Source organism: Isoptericola sp. MSGPD8_1_ISO-PGPR-S23-394 (genome assembly GCF_058072785.1).
Genome location: NZ_CM176517.1, coordinates 3,272,861 through 3,290,776, shown reverse-complemented (window position 1 = coordinate 3,290,776; position 17,916 = coordinate 3,272,861). Strand labels below are relative to the sequence as shown.

Annotated in this window: 15 protein-coding genes; 5 read left to right on the top strand and 10 right to left on the bottom strand. The window is 73.5% G+C overall.

What is annotated here, in order from left to right; genetic code table 11:
- The first annotated feature begins 119 nt into the window (after positions 1-119).
- Entirely contained in the window at positions 120-965 is an 846-nt protein-coding gene (locus tag AC3RJ8_RS15085) for an LPXTG cell wall anchor domain-containing protein (protein ID WP_489713374.1), read from the top strand.
- Between the two features lie 190 nt (positions 966-1,155).
- Entirely contained in the window at positions 1,156-1,971 is an 816-nt protein-coding gene (locus AC3RJ8_RS15080; RefSeq protein WP_489713373.1) for a transglycosylase family protein, read from the top strand.
- A 33-nt stretch (positions 1,972-2,004) separates the two neighbouring features.
- Here AC3RJ8_RS15080 and AC3RJ8_RS15075 read toward each other — a convergent pair whose 3' ends face one another.
- The 3 genes from AC3RJ8_RS15075 to AC3RJ8_RS15065 are packed head-to-tail and all read right to left on the bottom strand — an operon-like array spanning position 2,005 to position 4,824.
- The gene (locus AC3RJ8_RS15075; RefSeq protein ID WP_489713372.1) at positions 2,005-3,333 is read right to left on the bottom strand and encodes a M18 family aminopeptidase; all 1,329 of its coding nucleotides are present in this window, start codon (positions 3,331-3,333) and stop codon (positions 2,005-2,007) included.
- 49 nt (positions 3,334-3,382) lie between these two features.
- The gene (locus AC3RJ8_RS15070; RefSeq protein WP_489713371.1) at positions 3,383-4,231 is read right to left on the bottom strand and encodes a hypothetical protein; all 849 of its coding nucleotides are present in this window, start codon (positions 4,229-4,231) and stop codon (positions 3,383-3,385) included.
- A complete protein-coding gene (locus AC3RJ8_RS15065) occupies positions 4,228-4,824 on the bottom strand; it encodes a sigma-70 family RNA polymerase sigma factor (protein WP_489713370.1) in 597 nt (198 codons plus the stop codon). The genes AC3RJ8_RS15070 and AC3RJ8_RS15065 overlap by 4 nt, the downstream gene beginning before the upstream one ends.
- Before the next feature lie 147 nt (positions 4,825-4,971).
- Between AC3RJ8_RS15065 and AC3RJ8_RS15060 the strand changes: the two genes are divergently transcribed.
- The gene (locus AC3RJ8_RS15060; RefSeq protein ID WP_489715652.1) at positions 4,972-5,772 is read left to right on the top strand and encodes an alpha/beta fold hydrolase; all 801 of its coding nucleotides are present in this window, start codon (positions 4,972-4,974) and stop codon (positions 5,770-5,772) included.
- Positions 5,773-5,775: 3 nt separating this feature from the next.
- On the opposite strand, the gene AC3RJ8_RS15055 is transcribed toward AC3RJ8_RS15060, so the two are convergent.
- Genes AC3RJ8_RS15055 through AC3RJ8_RS15045 form a run of 3 tightly spaced genes read right to left on the bottom strand, consistent with a single transcriptional unit; the run spans position 5,776 to position 8,743 of the window.
- Complete coding sequence (locus AC3RJ8_RS15055) at positions 5,776-6,747, bottom strand: ArsA family ATPase (RefSeq protein ID WP_489715651.1); 972 nt, start codon at positions 6,745-6,747, stop codon at positions 5,776-5,778.
- Entirely contained in the window at positions 6,741-7,007 is a 267-nt protein-coding gene (locus AC3RJ8_RS15050; RefSeq protein ID WP_489713369.1) for a cory-CC-star protein, read from the bottom strand. The genes AC3RJ8_RS15055 and AC3RJ8_RS15050 overlap by 7 nt, the downstream gene beginning before the upstream one ends.
- Positions 7,007-8,743: a carbon starvation CstA family protein gene (locus tag AC3RJ8_RS15045; protein WP_489713368.1), complete on the bottom strand. Its 1,737-nt coding sequence runs from the start codon at positions 8,741-8,743 to the stop codon at positions 7,007-7,009. Before AC3RJ8_RS15045 ends, AC3RJ8_RS15050 begins: the two co-directional genes overlap by 1 nt.
- A gap of 214 nt (positions 8,744-8,957) precedes the next feature.
- On the opposite strand from AC3RJ8_RS15045, the gene AC3RJ8_RS15040 reads away from it, so the two are divergent.
- Positions 8,958-11,249, top strand: coding sequence for a sodium-translocating pyrophosphatase (locus AC3RJ8_RS15040; RefSeq protein WP_489713367.1), 2,292 nt, complete (start codon positions 8,958-8,960; stop codon positions 11,247-11,249).
- Between the two features lie 80 nt (positions 11,250-11,329).
- Here AC3RJ8_RS15040 and AC3RJ8_RS15035 read toward each other — a convergent pair whose 3' ends face one another.
- From AC3RJ8_RS15035 to AC3RJ8_RS15020, 4 genes are read right to left on the bottom strand one after another with little or no spacing between them, the layout of a single operon-like run.
- A complete protein-coding gene (locus AC3RJ8_RS15035) occupies positions 11,330-12,217 on the bottom strand; it encodes an energy-coupling factor transporter transmembrane component T family protein (RefSeq protein ID WP_489713366.1) in 888 nt (295 codons plus the stop codon).
- Positions 12,214-14,010 (bottom strand): ABC transporter ATP-binding protein, encoded by a 1,797-nt coding sequence (locus AC3RJ8_RS15030; protein ID WP_489713365.1) that lies wholly within the window; start codon positions 14,008-14,010, stop codon positions 12,214-12,216. The genes AC3RJ8_RS15035 and AC3RJ8_RS15030 overlap by 4 nt, the downstream gene beginning before the upstream one ends.
- Positions 14,010-14,987, bottom strand: a complete 978-nt coding sequence (locus AC3RJ8_RS15025) for a DUF8171 family membrane protein (protein WP_489713364.1) — start codon at positions 14,985-14,987, stop codon at positions 14,010-14,012. The genes AC3RJ8_RS15030 and AC3RJ8_RS15025 overlap by 1 nt, the downstream gene beginning before the upstream one ends.
- A 59-nt stretch (positions 14,988-15,046) precedes the next feature.
- Positions 15,047-16,741 (bottom strand): HAD family hydrolase, encoded by a 1,695-nt coding sequence (locus AC3RJ8_RS15020; protein WP_489713363.1) that lies wholly within the window; start codon positions 16,739-16,741, stop codon positions 15,047-15,049.
- Positions 16,742-16,897: 156 nt separating this feature from the next.
- Here AC3RJ8_RS15020 and AC3RJ8_RS15015 point away from each other — a divergent pair, with 156 nt between their 5' ends.
- Positions 16,898-17,878, top strand: a complete 981-nt coding sequence (locus AC3RJ8_RS15015) for a LacI family DNA-binding transcriptional regulator (protein ID WP_489713362.1) — start codon at positions 16,898-16,900, stop codon at positions 17,876-17,878.
- Positions 17,879-17,916 lie beyond the last annotated feature (38 nt).

Here is a 17,916-nt window from a genome sequence, read left to right as displayed (position 1 = left end):
GTATCTCTTCTCGCTCAAGGATCCCGCAGGAGGCGCTGGATCGGCCGTCTGCCCAGCCCCGACATGTCGATACTTCGGGTCGCACCTGATCGCCGCACCACCACGGGAGCAGCACCTTGATGAAGACGACACTCGCCGCCGTCGGCGCCACGGCGCTGGTCCTCGCACCGGTCGGGGCCGCCTGGGCCGCGGGATCGGACGACCCGGTCCCCTACGCCGTCGCCGCCCACGGTCTGACGCTGCCGGCGCCCCACGTGTTCCCCGACAACGGTCACGTGAACATCCGCTTCACCGTGGACGGGCAGGAGCGCGGCGCAGGAATCCACTTCGAGTCCCTGAACGACCAGCCCTCGGGCGCCTGGATCGGACAGTCCTTCCTGCCCTGGTCGGCGTTGATCGACGAGACCGACTACTGCATCACGTGGGTCCAGGTGTCCCTCTACGACGAGCACTTCGGTGAGGGAGGTCAGGACCCGGTCTGCACGACCGAGGAGCCGACCGAGGAGCCGACTACGGACCCGACCGAGGAGCCGACCGAGGAGCCGACCGACCCCGTCGAGACCCCCGCGCCCACGGCGCCCGTCGAGACCCCCGCGCCCACGGCGCCCGTCGAGACCCCCGCGCCCACGGCGCCCGTCGAGACCCCCGCGCCCACGGCGCCCGTCGAGACGCCGGTGCCTGCGGAGACTCCGGAGGTCGCCACCCCGGCGGAGGGCACGGACACGGGCGGCACCGGGACGCTCGGCCGCGCCCAGGAGGTCGTGGTCGCGCCCGACGTCGACGACGCCCAGGACGTCGACGAAGCTGTGCCGTCCGGGGCCGACCCGCAGGCCGAGGGGGTGACGCCGAGCGCCGCCGAGCTGCCGCGGACCGGCGCCACCGCCACCGGGTCGCTCCTGGCCGCGGCGGCGCTCGTGCTGGGCGGTGCCGGCCTCGTGACGGTGCGTCGCCGTCGGACCTCCTGACGCGGAGTGTCCGGTAGCCAGCCGGGCGCGCCCTGAGGGGACATGACCGACAAGCCCTCGGTGACGTTCCTGGGTGGTGCGCGAGGTTGGCCCCGGGATGCGGCGCGCAGATGCGTGCCCGCGGTGAAGATTCGGCAAGAGGTCGTCGCTCGGGACCGTGATCTGTTCGTGACCATCGTTCCCTGGTGTCATGCCCCTCTCCCGTTCCCGGCGGCTCGCTGCTGCCCTCGCGGCAGCGACCGCGATCGCTCTCGTCCCCCTCACGGTCGCTCCGGCGCAGGCCCTCCCGGCACAGGCCGCCCCGGCGGCGGCGAGTGCGTCCGCCGCGGCGACCCCGACGGCCGCCGGCTCGCTCGCCACCGCCCCGCAGCGCACCGTCCGTTGGGTCAAGGTGGACCGTGCGAAGGTCACGTCGAAGCGGCACCGCGCCAGCCGGGTCGTCGCCCGGCCCGACGACGGCACCCGGCTCGTGGTGCTGGACCGCAGCGCCCGGCTCCTGAAGGTGCGGCTGCCCGGCGCCAAGGCCGGCTGGATCGGCAAGCGCGCGGTGACGACGACGCCGTTGAAGGACGTCCGCGGCCAGTGGTTCACCACCGGGCGGGTGGCGGTGACGAAGCAGGTGCGACCGGCGTCGCGCTCCGTGGAGCGCGCGGCGCTGGGCACGAAGGTCGTCAAGCTCGCCCGGACGACGAACCGCGACGTCGACCGCGTCAAGGTACGGCTGCCGAACGGGAAGACGGGCTGGGTGCCGGAGACGAAGCTCCGCAAGCGTGACGTGTGGGGACAGCTCGCGCGGTGCGAGTCCGGGAACCGGCCCCGCATCGCCACGGGCAACGGCTACTACGGCATGTACCAGTTCACCGCGCGGACGTGGCGCTCCGTCGGCGGTTCCGGGCTGCCGCACCGGCACAGCGCGAAGGAGCAGACGAAGCGCGCGCAGATCCTGCAGCACCGCGCCGGCTGGGGCCAGTGGCCGCACTGCACCCGCAAGCTCGGGCTGCGCTGATCCCCCGGCGTCCCGCCACCGGACCGCGTCCCGTCACCGGACGAGCACGGCACCCATCGCTCGCGCCAGGTACCACGGGTCGACGACGGCGGTCAGCTCGCGGGCGGAGTGCATCGACAGGATCGGCACGCCGACGTCCACGACGCGGATGCCGAGCCGCGTCGCGGTGATGGGCCCGATGGTCGACCCGCAGGGGATCGCGTTGTTCGAGACGAACTCCTGGGTGGGCACGTCCACGGCCTCGCAGGCCGCCTGCCAGAGCGCCGCGCCGTGCGCGTCCGTGGTGTAGCGCTGGTTGGCGTTGATCTTGAGGATCGGGCCACCGCCGGCGTGCGGCTGGTTGGCGGGGTCGTGCCGCTCGGGGTAGTTCGGGTGGACGGCGTGCCCCACGTCGGAGGAGACGCAGAGCGAGGCGGCCAGCGCCCGTCGACGGTCCTCGTCGCCCGCTCCCAGGCCGTCCGCGACGCGGCCGAGCACGTCCTCGAGGAACGGCCCGGCCGCGCCGGAGCGGGACGCCGAGCCGATCTCCTCGTGGTCGAAGGCGGCCACCACGGCGATGCCGGTCAGGGCATCCGGGTCGGCGTCGAGCAGCGCGGTCAGGGCGGCGTGGGTGGAGAGCAAGTTGTCCAGGCGTCCCGAGGCCCACAGCTCCTCGCGGGCACCGAACGCGCGGGGGGCCTGGGTGTCGGCCACGACGACGTCGTAGCCGACCACGTCCGCCGGGTCGATCTCGTGCCCGCCCGTCGAGGCGCGCGCCGCGAGCTCGCCGAGCACGTCGGCGTCGCTCACCTTGCCGAGCCCGAGCACCGGCTGGGTGTGCCGCTGCTTGTCGAGCGTGAGGCCCTCGTTGACCTGGCGGTCGAGGTGGATCGCGAGCTGTGGGATGCGCGCGAACGGCCCGGTGCGCACCAGGTGCTCGGCGCCGTCGCGGGTGACGAGGCGGCCGGCGAGCTCGAGCTCGCGGTCGAGCCACGAGTTGAGCAGCGGCCCGCCGTACACCTCGACCCCGGCCTGCACCCAGCCGTCGCGACCGGTCGTGGGCCGCGGCTTGAGCTTGAATCCTGGGGAGTCCGTGTGGGTGCCGAGCACGGTGAACGGGGTGGTGGGCCCGGCGGACGGCGGAACGACGACGGCGATCGCCGAGCCGTCCCGCACGACGACGTAGCGGCCGCCGGGCACGATCTCCCACGCGTCGGTCTCGGTCAGCCGGGCGAACCCGGCCTCCTCGGCGCGGCGGACCATCTCCGCGGCGGCGTGGTAGGACGACGGCGAGGCGGTCACGAACGCACCGAGGTCCTCGGTGTGCGTGCGGGCCGCGGCGGGGACGTCGGGCAGGGCGGTGACGGGGGTGTGCTCCGGCATGGGGGAATCCTCGCACGAGGCGGCGCCGGGGCACCGCCTCGCAACGGGCTCACCCGGCGTCCGGCCCGATCGTCACGTGGAGCGGGTCGGAGAGGACCAGCCGGCTCGCCCCGGCCGGGTCGAACAGGTCGTAGACGGCGTACACCTGGTAGTCGCCGGCGGGGAGCTCGGTGCGGAACTCGACCGGGTCGGTCGACCCGTCCGGTGCGCACGTCGTGTGGGTCCAGTCCTCGGCACGGGCCTCGTGGACCGCTCCAGGTACAGGGTCCTGCGGGCTCTCGGTCATGTTCGTCCCCACGTCGACCACCAGCCCGCTCTGGACCCAGACCAGCGTGGGGCCGATGAGCACGAGGTCGGACGCCGCGTCCGCGGGGACGGCGATCTCCGTCGGCGCCCGCCAGACCGGGCCTCCGTCACCACCGGCCTCCTCCCGGGCGAGCTCACCGGTCACCTCGAGGTCGTACCCGTCGACGCCGGCATCGAGGTCGTCGATCGACATCCCGCACACCAGGACCGTGCCCTCGAGCCAGCTCGGCTGGAACCCGTCGACGACGACCGAGGCGGCGGGCGTCGCGACCGGTGCGGAGAGCTCCGGCTCGGAGCTCTCCGTGGGCAGCTCCGACGGCGGGTCGGCAGGCTGCGGGGTCACCACCAGCGGGTCCTCGGGCATCAGGGCCGCGCCCCCCACGGCGAGCCCCGCCACCAGGGCGAGCGTCGTGGCACCGAGGCCGGCGTGCTTGGCCGCGCGCCGCCGTCGGACCCTGCTCCGCACGCCGTCCAGCGTGCCGTCGAGGGCGGAGGCCGTGGCGCCCACCCCGGCCAGCGCGTCCAGCTCGCGGCCCAGCGCCTCGCCGGTCCGGGGGTCCGTCCAGTCGTCACGGGCGGGGTGCGTGCTCATCGTCCGGCCCTCCGGTCGGTGGTGGTCGGTCCGGCCGGCCGGTCCAGCGGGACCTGCAGGATGTCGCGCAGGGCCGCGGTCGCGTCGGACAGGTAGCGCTTCACGGTGCCCTGGGCGAGGCCCAGCTCCTCGGCGATGCGAGGCACCGTGAGGTCCTCGAAGTAGCGCAGCACCACGCAGGCGCGCTCCCGCGGGGTGAGCCGGGCGAGCGCGGCGGCGACGTCGGCACGCGCCGTGGCCCCCGACGCCGGACCCCGCGCCCGGTCCTCGGAGGCGACGAGGTGCCGCACGCCGCGCCACCGCCGTCGTCGTCGGTACTCGTCGAGGTAGAGCGTCAGGATCGTCCGGCGCACGTACGCCTCGCTCGTGCCCGACCGTTCGCAGTCGAGCGGGTGCACGCCGGGACCTGACGTCCGCGGGCCCGAGGCGGCGGGCCCACGGTGCCGGCGCAGGCGGGAGAACACCTTGACCAGGGCGTCCTGGACGAGGTCCTCCGCCTGGCGCTGCTCCCCGCACAGCACGTAGGCGTACCCGACGAGGGCTCGGCCCCGGCGGTGCGCGAGCTCGGCGAGCTCGTCCTCCCAGTGGGTCATGGTTCCTCCGCTGTCCATCGTCCTGCAGCCCTGGACGTCCGACGAGCGGATTTCGTTGGGGTCGTGGTGCGACCGCGCGGCCGCCTCCGTAGCGTGGGGCACGGAGCGGGACGGTGAGGCCGGGCTCCGGGGAGGTGACGTCCCGTGATGCGTGAACCCGTGCACGGCGTCGACGTCGCCTACCGCCGTGCCGGCGTCGGCCCGCCGCTCGTGCTGGTGCACGGGGCGGGGGAGGACGGCCGGCTGTGGACGCCGCAGCTGCGCACGCTGTCCGACGAGCTCACGGTCGTGGCGAGGGACGAGCCGGGCGCGTGGGCGTCGGGCGACCTCCCGGAGGGCTTCACGCTCGCCGACTACGCCGACGCCCTGGCGGGCCTCATCGGGGCCCTGGGTCTCGCCCCGACCCCCGTGTGCGGACTCTCCTGGGGCTCGACGGTCGTCCTCGAGATGGTCCGGCGGCACCCCGGGCTCGTGTCCGGGCTGGTCCTGACCGGTGCCTACGCCGGCTGGAAGGGGTCGTTGCCGGCCGAGGAGGTCGCCGCCCGCGTCGCCCGCGTCGCCGGCGTCGACCGGCTGCTCGCCGCACCCGGGGACGACGGCGACCTGGTCCTGCCGGACCTGTTCGCCGCCGGGCCGCCCGCACCGTACGCGGACCTGGTGGGCACGATGGCGGCGGGCGTGCGCCGCGAGAGCCTGCGGACGCAGCTGTCGATCATGGCGGCGACGGATCTGAGCGCCTCCCTGCCCGAGATCGCGGTGCCGACGCTGCTGCTCTGGGGCGAGCTGGACGCCCGGTCACCGCTCCGCGTGGCCCGCGAGATGGCGCGGGCGATCCCGGGGTCGACGCTCGTGGTCGTCCCCGGGTGCGGCCACGTGACGAACCTCGAGCGTCCCGCCGCGTTCGACCGGGAGGTCCGTGCGTTCTGCCGACGGCTGCTCGCGACCTGAGGCTCACGCCAGCCAGGTCGCCAGGTGGCCCAGGGCGTCCGCCCCGACGGGCTCGGCCGCGAGCAGCGGCACCTCGCGGTTGGGGACGTCGGGCAGCCCGGTCCGCAGCGTGGCGAGGTGCGTCGTCTCTGCCGCGTGCCGGGCCGCCAGCAGGTCCCCGGCGTCCGCGGGGGAACGCTTGTTGACCACCAGGCCGCCGACCTCCACCCCGAGCTTGTCGAGCTGCCGGGCCAGCTCGACCGTCTCCAGCACGGGCAGCCGCTCCGCGGCGAGCACGATGACGAACGAGCAGGCCTCGTGGTCCGTGAGCACGTCGCGCAGGCGCGCGAACCGCTCGCGACGGCGGGTCAGCACCGCGCGGATCTCGGCGTCCCGGCGCGCGGTGGCCTCGCCGCGGCCGCCCAGCATCTGGGCGGCCGCGCCCAGGCGGTCCGACCGGTCACGACGGCGCAGCAGCCCGTCCGTCCAGGCGCCCATCGTCTCGGGCAGGGACAGCAGCCGGGCGGTGTGCCCGGACGGCGCGGTGTCGAGCACCACCAGGTCGTAGTCGGCCGTGCCCGTCGCGACCAGGTCGGCCACCCGCTCCAGGATCGCCGCCTCGTGCATGCCGGGGGCGTCCCGCGCGAGGTCGAGGTGCCGGTCGACCTCGCCGCCGAGGTGCTCGGGCATGAGCCGGCGCAGCGTGGCGCGGACCGCGGCCAGGTGCGCCGTCGTCGTGCGCTCGGGGTCGACCTCGACGCCGTCGAGCAGTCCGTCGCCGGCACCGTCGACGAGCCGGACGACGTCGTCCCCCACGGTGCGCTGCCACAGGTGGCCCAGGTTGTGGGCGGGGTCGGTGGAGACCACCAGCACCCGTCGCCCGGCCCGGGCCTGGGCGAGCGCCACCGCGGAGGCGATCGACGTCTTGCCGACACCGCCCTTGCCGCCCAGGAACAGCACACGTCGCCGGGCGGCCAGCTCCTGGAGGTCTAGCAGCACGACACATGCTCCAGCGGCGAGCGGTCGAGGCCCATGCGGGTGTGCCACTCGTGGACACGGTCGGCCACCAGCGGCAGCATCTCGACGGTGTAGTAGGACGCCGGGTTCGGCACCCCGAGCGCCTCGGCGAGCACGACCAGGGTGAACAGGTCGTCCTCGTCCCGCCGGGCGCGCGCCATCGTGCGCCGGTAGGGCGCCTCGTAGAGCTCGCGCAGCCCGGCAGACAGGGAGGCCAGGGCGCTCGGGGTGCGGACCATCAGCGCTCCGTCGAGGAGCCCGTGGTGCTGTCCGCGCCGGAGGCCGCCGAGCCGGTGGGCAGCGGCTCGTCGGTCTCCGGGTCGAACGCGCCCTTGCGGGCCGCGTTCATCGCGACGGTGGCCTCGACGGCGACCCACGCGGAGGCCACGAGGATCACCAGGTCGAGGGCCAGCAGGAACCAGTTCTGGTCGGCGTAGAAGGTCCCGAGCTGCACGACCAGCGCGTAGACGCTCATCACCAGCACGAAGACCAGCGGGACGAGCACGACCACCGGGTTGCGCCGGCGCCGCAGCAGCATCACCGCGACGATCGACAGCGTGAGCGACGCCAGGAGCTGGTTCGTGGTGCCGAACAGCGGCCAGATGAGCAGCCCGCCCGCGCCGTCGCCGCCCGCGCTGAAGGTCAGGCCCACCGCGACGACGAGCACGATGATCGTGGCGATCCCCTTGCGGACTGTGAAGCCCATGATCTCGCCGGCCTCCTGCACGACGAACCGTTGCAGGCGCACGCCGGTGTCCATCGTGGTGGCGGCGAACAGCACCGCCATGGTGGCGAGGATGGTGGCGGACAGGGACGCGGGGATGCCCAGCCCGTCGTTGACGATCGTGGCGCCGCCCGTGATGAACGCGGAGACCCCGCCCTCGTTGAAGGCCGAGTACACGGCCTCCCAGTCGGCGAGCGTGCGGAAGCCGGCCGTCGCGGCGATGATCGCGCCGAGGGCGAGCATCCCCTCGCCGACCGCACCGAAGTAGCCGACGAACCGCGCGTCGGTCTCCTTGTCGAGCTGCTTCGCCGAGGTGCCGGAGGCGACCATGCCGTGGAACCCGGAGATGGCGCCGCACGCGATCGTGACGAACAGCAGCGGCACCATGCTGGGCGTGCCCTCGGGCACGTCCTGGTTGACGGCGGGCGCGACGACGGCGGGGCTGGCCAGCAGCACGGACACGTACAGGATGCCCAGCCCGATGAAGAGCTGGACGCCGTTGATGTAGTCGCGGGGCTGCAGCAGCACCCACACGGGCAGCAGCGAGGCGATGCCCGCGTACGCGAACAGGGCGACGATCCAGAACGTCGCGGGGGACATTCCCAGGATCGGGTCCGGCAGCACGACGGGGAACTGGTCGCCGATCACGATGAGCGTGTACAGGGCGACCACGCCGATGACCGTGGTGACCAGCAGGTTGATCTTCCAGCGGTAGATCATCTGGCCGATGACCGCCGCGACGGCGATCGCGCCCCACACCGGGATGACGGCGGACGGGGTGGAGATGAGCAGGTTCTTGATGACGGTGGCGAACGCCGCGATGACCATGAGCAGCAGCAGGAAGATCACGACCAGGAACAGCGCCCGGCCGCGCGCGCCGATGTACCGGCCGGACAGCATGCCCATCGAGCGGCCCTTGTTGCGCACGGACGCCCACAGCGCGCCGAGGTCGTGCATCCCGGCGAAGAACACCGTGCCGAGCGTGACCCAGAGGAAGGCGGGCAGCCAGCCCCAGATGACGGCGACGGCCGGTCCGACGATCGGCGCGGCACCGGCCACGGAGGTGAAGTGGTGGCCCCACAGCACGAACTTGTTCGTCGGGACGTAGTCCACGCCGTCGCGCATCTCGTGGGACGGCGTGCTGAAGCTCTCGTCGAGCTTGTAGATGCGGGTGGCCAGGAACTTCGAGTAGAGGAAGTACCCGGCGAGGACCATGGCCAGGCCCACCACCATCAGCACCAAGGAGTTCACGGTGTGCTCCGATCCAGTCGTCGTTGACCTTGTGGCGGGGAGTCTACGACCCGTCGCGGATGCCCAGGGCACCTGTCGGTTCGTGACAGCCGTCACACATGAGTAGACTCACGCGCATCCCGCCGTCAACGGCGACGGCGGGGTCTCAGCAGACGCTCCGCCCAGGTCCACGGCGACCCGGGACACGGTGCGCGGCACACGTCGAGGAGGACGGATGCTCACACTCGGGTCGGACAGCATCACCATCGTGGCGGTCATCGCCGTCATCGCCCTGGCCGCGCTGGTCTGCGCCGGCACGTTGCGCCGGCAGGTGCTCGCCGCCGACGAGGGAACCGACAAGATGCAGGACATCGCGCAGGCGGTGCAGGAGGGCGCGTCGGCGTACCTCAGCCGGCAGTTCCGCACGCTCGCGCTGTTCGCGATCGTCGTCTTCGCGCTGCTGTTCCTGCTGCCGGGCGACGGCGGGGTCCGCATCGGGCGGTCGATCGCGTTCCTCGTCGGCGCCGGGTTCTCCGCCGCGATCGGCTACCTCGGCATGTGGCTGGCCGTGCGCGCCAACGTCCGTGTCGCGGCAGCAGCGACCTGGCCCGACGGGCGACGGGTCGGTGCTCGCATCGCGTTCCGCACCGGCGGCGTCGTCGGCATGTCGGTCGTGGGACTCGGTCTGCTCGGTGCGGCGGGCGTGGTCCTCGTCTACCGCGGCGACGCCCCCGTCGTCCTGGAGGGGTTCGGGTTCGGGGCCGCGCTGCTGGCGATGTTCATGCGCGTCGGCGGCGGGATCTTCACCAAGGCCGCCGACGTCGGTGCCGACCTGGTCGGCAAGGTCGAGCAGGGCATCCCCGAGGACGACCCCCGCAACGCCGCCACCATCGCCGACAACGTGGGCGACAACGTCGGTGACTGCGCCGGCATGGCCGCCGACCTCTTCGAGTCCTACGCCGTGACCCTCGTGGCCGCGCTCATCCTCGGCAAGGCCGTGATGGGCGAGCAGGGGCTCGTGTTCCCGCTCGTGGTCACCGCCGTCGGGGCGTTCGTCGCCCTGCTCGGCGTGATCATCACCCGGACCCGCGCGAACGAGTCCGGCCTGACCGCGATCAACCGCGGCTTCTACGTCTCCGCCGTCGTCGGCGCCCTCCTCGCCGCCGTCGCGGCCTTCGCCTACCTGCCGGACTCCTTCGTAGGCATGGGCGGCACGGCCGACCTCGACGGCGTGACCTCCGACCCGCGGGTGGTCGCATCCCTGGCCGTGCTCATCGGCATCGTGCTGGCCGGCATCATCCTGTGGATCACCGGGTACTTCACCGGCACCGACTCCAAGCCGACCAAGCACGTCGCCGCGACCTCCCGCACCGGGGCCGCCACGGTCGTGCTGTCCGGCATCGGGGTCGGCTTCGAGTCCGCCGTCTACACCGCCGGCGTGATCGCCGCCGCCATCTGCGGCGTCTTCCTCCTGGCCGGCGGGTCCATCTGGCTGTCGCTGTTCCTCGTGGCGCTCGCGGGCTGCGGGCTGCTGACCACCGTGGGCGTGATCGTCGCCATGGACACTTTCGGTCCCGTGAGCGACAACGCGCAGGGGATCGCGGAGATGAGCGGAGACGTGGACGAGGAGGGAGCCCAGATCCTCACCGACCTCGACGCCGTCGGCAACACCACCAAGGCCATCACCAAGGGCATCGCGATCGCGACGGCGGTGCTCGCCGCGACCGCGCTCTTCGGCTCCTACGCGGACGCGGTGGAGAAGGCGGTCGCGGAGGTCGCGACGGTCGGCAGCGGCATGGTCGGGGCGATGCTCAGCTACGAGATCATCTCGCCGATCACCCTGGTCGGGGTCATCCTCGGCGCCGCGACGGTGTTCCTGTTCTCCGGCCTGGCGATCGACGCCGTCACCCGCGCTGCGGGCGCCATCGTCTACGAGGTGCGCCGCCAGTTCCGCGAGCACCCGGGGATCATGACGTACGACGAGCGGCCCGAGTACGGCAAGGTCGTGGACATCTGCACCAAGGACTCGCTGCGCGAGCTCGCCACCCCCGGGCTCCTCGCGGCGTTCGCCCCGATCGCGGTGGGCTTCGGGCTCGGCGTCGGCCCCCTGGCCGGGTTCCTCGCCGGGACCATCGGCGCCGGCGTGCTCATGGCGATCTTCCTGGCGAACTCCGGCGGCGCCTGGGACAACGCGAAGAAGATCGTCGAGGACGGCGCGCACGGTGGCAAGGGCTCCGAGGCGCACGAGGCCACGATCATCGGTGACACGGTGGGCGACCCCTTCAAGGACACGGCCGGCCCGGCGATCAACCCGCTGATCAAGGTGATGAACCTGGTCTCGCTCCTCATCGCGCCCGCCGTGGTCATGCTCTCGGTGCCCGCGGACGCCAACCACGTGCTGCGGATCGCCATCGCCGTGGTGGCCGCCGGGATCGCCCTGGGAGCCGTCGCGGTGTCCCGCCTGCGCGCCGCGCGCGTGGACCGCGAGTCGGAAGAGGAGAACGAGCCCGCCGTCGTCAACGGCTGACCGCTCGTTCGGCAGTTCGGGGGATGTTCGGCAGTTCAAACTGCCGAACATCCCCCGAACTGCCGAACGAGCGGCCCGCCTCACAGGAGGACGAGCGTCGCCACCACGGTCGCGACGGTCACCAGCAGCAGCGCGGCGTCGGCCCAGGTGAACCGCAGGTGTGCCAACCGGAGCCGACGGCCGGGGTCGTCCGTCCCCGTGGGCGAGAAGCCGCGGGTCTCGAGGGCCTCGACAGTCGTCCGGGTGCGCTGGGCGGTATTGAGGATGAGCGGGTAGAACGCCTGGACGGCGATCCTGCCGATCCGCGCGGCCGTCCGCCATCCCAGGAAGCCGTGACCGCGAGACGGCGCTCCGCGCAGCCGGTGTCCGTCGACGATCGTCTGGAACTCGTCGATGAGCAGCGGCACCATCCGGTAGCCGTAGCTGACGCCGAAGCCCAGCACGGCGGGTGCGCGCAGGGCCTGCAGCCCGTCGGACAGCTTCTCCGGGTCGAGGGACACGAACGCTGCCATGGAGGCGAGCGAGATCGCGCCGAGCTTGAGGGAGATCTGCACGAGCCCGTCGATCGCGGCGGCGTTCCCCCCGAGCACGAAGACCAGCACGAGCACGTAGGCGGCCTGGCCGACGATGCCGAGCGTGAACAGCCCGAGCAGGAGCGGCCCGATCCGCGCGGCCAGAGCGCAGGCGAGCGCCAGCACGAAGAACACGGCCAGCGCGGGCGTGGAGTAGGTCAGCCAGGGCGCCAGGGCGCACACGAGGTACCAGCCCAGGACGGCGCGGGGATCGCGCCGGGCGAGGAACCCGCCCCGGGTGGCGTACGCGACGCGCATGAGCTCGAGCTTGACCCACTCGACCGTCACCCGGTCGAACCCGGAGCGCGTGGACGTCTTGCGGTCCGTGCGCCCGGCCTCGTGGGGCCGGCCGGTGCCGGTCGACGGGGCCGGGGCGTCGGTGGCGACGGCGGTCATACGAGCTCCTCGGTGGGTCGGGCGGAGGCCTGGCGCACCAGGTCGTCGACCGTCAGCGGCAGCTCCGGCAGCGCCAGCGCGGCGCCCACCTGGGTCACCTGCGGCGGGACGAGCCGGGCCTGGTCGAGCACGTCGGGGGACGCGAACAGCGTCCGCGGGTCGGTGTCGGTGATGACGCGGCCGTGGTCCAGCACGACCACACGGTTCGCCCACTCCGCGACCAGGTGCATGTCGTGCGTGGCCACGACGGTGCAGCGGATGTGGTCGCTGAGGGCGTCGAGCATCGCGATGACGTCGTCGCGCGAGCTGAGGTCGAGGCTGGACGTCGGCTCGTCGAGCAGCAGCAGCCGGGGACGCATCGCCAGGCCGATCGCGAGGGTGGCCCGCCGCTGTTGGCCCCCGGAGAGCAGGCGGCCGTCCCGGTCCGCGAACCGGGTCAGGTCCACCCGGTCGAGCACCTGCTCGACGAGCGCGTCGGCGTCGGGCAGGCGGCGGCCCTGCGGGTGCATCGCGACGTCGGCCCGGACGGAGTCCTGCAGGAACATCTCCTCGGGGCGCTGCACCAGGTAGCAGACGGTGTCGGCGAGCGCGGCAGCGGAGACCGACCGGGTGTCGCGGCCGTCGACGTCGACCGCCCCGGCACGGGGGACCGCCAGGCCGGACAGCACGGACAGCAGGGTCGACTTGCCGGCACCGTTCGAGCCGACGAGCGCCACCCGGTCGCCGTCGTGCAGGTCGAGGTCGAGGCCCTGGAGCACCGTGTGCCGGTCGCCGGAGACAGTGCGGTAGCCGTGCTCGACGCCCGCCATCCGCGCGACGAGGGGGCCACGGCGCTCGCGGGTGGACGCCACCGCGCCCGACGGCGGTGGCCCGGACCGCGCGGCGGCTCCTGGCACCGATCGCACGACGGGGCGCAGCAGGTCCACGCACTCGTCGACGGTGATCGGCACCGGCCGTTCACCGCGGGCGACCTCCGGTACCAGGGCACGCCCCAGCGCGACCACCTGGGGGTCGGGGACGTGCGCGTCGGCGAGGTCGTCGCGGCGTGCGAGGGCCTCGCGCACCGGCAGGTGCCAGCGCACGCGTCCGTCCGCCATGAGCACGACGCTGCGCGCGTAGCGGGCGATGAGCTCGGCGTGGTGCTCGATGACCACCACCGTGACTCCTTGCTCCTGGTTGAGCCGGGTCAGGTGGTCGTAGACGACGGCCGCCCGCCGAGGGTCGACCTCTGCGGCCGGCTCGTCCACCACGAGGACGGAGGGTGCCAGCGCCATGGCACCCGCCAGCGCCGTCAGGTGCTGCTGCCCGCCGGAGAGCTGCCAGGTGTGGGTGCCCGCCACGTCCCCGAGCCCGAGGTCGGCGAGCGCGCGCTCGGTCCGGTCCGCCCAGTCCTCGTGGCCGAAGTTCAGCGGGCCGAAGGACACGTCGTCGCGGACCGTGGGCCGCACGAGCTGGTTGCCGAAGTCCTGGAAGACGTACCCGACGTCGTGCGCGATCTCTCCCACGCCGCGCCGTGCGGTGCTGCGTCCCTGCACCCGGACCCGCCCGGTGATGTCACCGTTCCAGAAGTGGGGGATCAGACCGTTGAAGGTCTTGCACAGGGTGGTCTTGCCGGAGCCGTTGCCGCCGACCACGGCGACGAAGTCACCGGGTTCGATCGTCAGGTCGACGTCGTGCAGCGAGTCCTGCGCGGCGCCGGGGTAGCGGAAGGTGAGCCCGCGCACCTCGATCGCCGGGACGTCGGTCCGCCGGTCGGTCGGTGCGGTGGTCGCCACCGTGGTCGGCGCGGACATCAGAAGCTCGCCTCGTCGTCCTCGGCGGACGTGCTCGTCGGGGTGCCGGCCGCACGTGCCCGGCGGGACCGGAGGACGGCGACGACGACGAAGACCCCGAAGCCGACGGTGAGGGCGACGGCGCCGGCCACCCACATCCAGGCCTCGCCGAACTGGTCGACGAAGTCCGGCTCGAACGCACCGAGCGTGGAGAGCCCGTCCTCCCGGCCGACGAACTCCTCCCAGGTGGCGAACAGGGCGATCGCGCCGGCGGCGAGCACGGCCAGGACGGCGATCGGCCAGAACCGCATCCCGGCGGGGCCGGTCAGCCGGGGCGGGTGCTCCGGGTCGCGGGGACGCAGGCCCATGATGGGCTCGATCTTCCCGTAGAGGCGGGGCGTCAGCCACAGGGCGGGCAGCGCGCCGAACAGGATGCCGGAGAACACGACGGTCACCACGATGTCGAGTCCCTCGGCGAGGAGGAACGCCCCCAGCAGACCGTCGGCCTCCTCGAGCGCCTCGGGGTCGATACCGATGACGACCTTGAGGATGTCGACGATGCCGCCGCTGACCTTGTCGACCAGCACCATGACGATCGGCGCGAGGGCGACCTGCACCCGGTTGAGCGGGTTGCGCACGAGGCAGCCGGCGACGTAGATGGCCAGAGCGGTCTGGAGGAAGCCCTCGATCTCGCTGAGGCCGCCGAAGTCGCCGAGCAGCATGTCGGAGAAGACCAGCTCACCGAGCGGGGCGCCGAGCGCCACCCACAGCGGCGACAGCAGGGCGGCGAGCACCACGGCGATGAACGCGAAGTAGGAGACGCCGAGCTCGAGAGGCCCGACCTGGACCTCGGGCACGACGTTGGCGACGATGTCGCCCACGCCGTACAGCGTCATGGACAGGACCAGGATCATGAGCTTCTGGGGGCCGGAGAGCTGCTCGGACCGCGGCAGGGTGCCGCGGACCTTGTCGACCGTGGCGGCGACGTTGCTGGGCATGGGTGCCTTCCTCGAAGGTTCGTCTCGGGTCTTCCGGGGCGACCGGCGGGTGCCGGCGATCAGGGGGTGTTTGCCGGGCCGTGTGCCCACGTGCGCAGGAGCCCGGCGACGGCGGTCATGTCGGGGACAAGATGGTCGGGACGGTCGGGGTCGTCGGCGTCGAGCGCGTCGAGCGCCGTGTCGGGCGTGGCGCCACCCCTGACCACGACGACGGTCCCGACGCCGGCGGCACGGGCGGCGGCGACGTCGCGGTGGGGCTTGTCGCCGACGAACACGGCGCGGGCGCCGTCCGCGTCGAGCGCGGTCAGCGCGGTGCGGACGGTCGTGGGGTCGGGTTTGCGCAGCCCGAGCTCGTCGGAGTACACGTGTGCGCCGACCAGGTCGTCGAGGCCGTGCTCCACCAGCTCCTCGCGCACCGCCCGCCCGCACACCGTGTTCGACACGACGGCCACGGGGACGCCGGCGTCGCGGGCCGCGGTGAGCAGCTCGCGCACGCCCGGCCGCACCGTGGGGGTGGACTTGGTCCGGGCGTAGTCGACCATGAGGGCGTGCGCCTCGGCACGCAGCCAGTGCCGCACCCCCGTTCCGTGGCGGTCGAGCAGGGGCCCGACGAGCTCGACCCAGAACGTCGGCGCGTCGATCTCCGGGACCGTGGTGCCGCCGTCGTGGTCGTTCTTCCAGGCCCGGTGCGCCGCGCGGGCCCGGTCGAGCACGTCGACGGCCTCGTCGGTGGCCGTCGGGTACCCCGCCGCGCTCAGGCCGGCCGCGAGGCGGGCCGCGAACCCGCGCCGGACCACGTCGTCGGGCCGCGAGACGGCGATGACGCCGCCGTGGTCGAGCAGCAGCGCGCTCACCTGGCTGCCGCTCGAGCTGTCAGTCTCTCGTGCGGGTATACCGCCGCGAGGGTCTGACACCGCAGGGACGGAGTCGGCCAGCAGCGGGACGAGGCCGCGCGGGTCGTCGAGGACGAGGTCGGGGCGTTCCGTGACCGGGAACGGCGGCCGGTCGGTGTGGTGGTCGCGGGTGAGGACCAGCCCGCCGACGGCGGCGCGTCGTCCGGCGACGACGTCGCGGTCGAGCGTGTCGCCGACGTACCAGCAGCGTTCCGGCGTCGTGCCCAGGGCGCGGGCGGCGAGCTCGATCATCCCGGGGTGCGGCTTGCGGATGCCGACCTCGTCGGAGTAGACCTGCACGGCGAACGACCCGCCGAGGCCCTGCTCGGCGAGGATCGCGCGGTGGGCGCGGCCGGAGTGGGCGTTCGAGACGATCCCGACCGGGATGCCGAGGTCACGAGCGGTACGCAACAGCTCCCGCACGCCGGGGCGGACGGTGTGGTCGGTCAGGGTGCGGGTCATCGTCTCCTGGAGCTGCCCGGCCGACCCGGCGAGCACCTCACGCTCCGCGGTGGTGAGCGGCGAGCCGTAGAACTCCCGCCAGATCGTGCGATGGTCCAGCTCCGCGGGTGCGAGGCGGCGGGAGGCGGCGTTCTTCCAGTCCTTGAGCGCCTTCTTGCCGCCGCGCAGCACCGGCAGCAGCTCGGCGGGCGTGCGCTGGTGCCCGGCCCGGGCGAGGACCGCCGCGACGTGCTCGGCCATCGCCTCCGGGCCGCCCGGGCGCTTGCTCGTCGTGAGGACGACACCGCCGAAGTCGAGCAGCAGAGCGGCCGGGCGGGTGCGCAGCGCTGCGGGGACCGCGGGGTCGGTCTCCGGCACGGTCTCGGGGCGGGGAGCTTCGGGGCTGGGGGCGATCGTCACGACGGCGACGCTAGGGAGGGGCGGCGACGCCCCGGCGTCCGTCCGGTGGCGCGACGGTGAACGACGCCAGAACATCTGGAACGTTCCAGACGCGTGTCGGCCGCCGCTCCGCGCGTCCGTTTCGCATCGCCGACGCCGCGTGGGCAGGATGAGCGCGTGCCCGCCGCTTCTGCCCGTCCCCGGCCCACCCTGCTCGACGTCGCCGCCGCGGCCGGGGTGTCGAAGTCGCTCGTCTCGCTGGCCCTGCGCGGGGACGCCGGCGTCTCCGCACGCACCCGTGAGCGCATCCGCGTCGTCGCCGAACAGGTCGGCTACCGCCCGTCGCTGACCGCCCGCACCCTCAAGCAGGGGCGGTCCATGCTGCTCGGCGCGGTCATCTCCAGCCTCGACAATCCGTACCACACTGAGATCGTTGCCTCCGTGGAGGCCGCCGCCGAGGACTCCGGGCTCTCGGTGCTGCTCGCCCACGGCTCGCGGGACCGAGGACGCCTCGCGGACCGTGTCCAGCAGCTGTTGGACCTCGGCGTCGACGGGCTCGTCGTCGTCTCGTCCTGGGTCCCCGAGGAGGTGCTCGCCGCAGCGGCGCGGCGTGCGCCGGTGGTCATGGTCGGCCGCACGGCCGCCCCGGTGACCGGCATCGACTCGGTCAACAACGACGACGAGCGCGGTGCGGCGCTCGTCGTCGACCACCTCGTCGCCCGCGGGCACCGGTGGATCACGCACGTCACCTCGTCGACCCGCCCGGCGGGCCTCGCCCGTCGCCGCGGCTACGAGACGGCCATGCGCGCCGCCGGCCTGGCCGAGGAGGTGCGGGTCGTCGGCCCCGGGCCGACGGCGCTCGACACCCTGGTGCGCGACGCCACCACCGCGGTCTTCGCGCGCAACGACGTCGAGGCGGTCGACGTGCTCGACCATGCGCTCGACGCCGGGCTGCGCGTCCCCGCCGACCTCGCCGTCGTCGGCTACGACGACACGGTGCTCGCACGACGCGCACGACCCGCGCTGACCACCGTGCAGCAGCAACGAGACCTCATGGGTGCGCGTGCCGTGGCGCTCCTGCGCGAGCGGCTCGACGGCCGGTCCGACGACGTCCACGAGGTCCTGGAGCCGCGGCTCGTGGTGCGGGCCTCGAGCTGAACGCGCCACCCCCACGCTGTGGGTGCACGACACGCCAC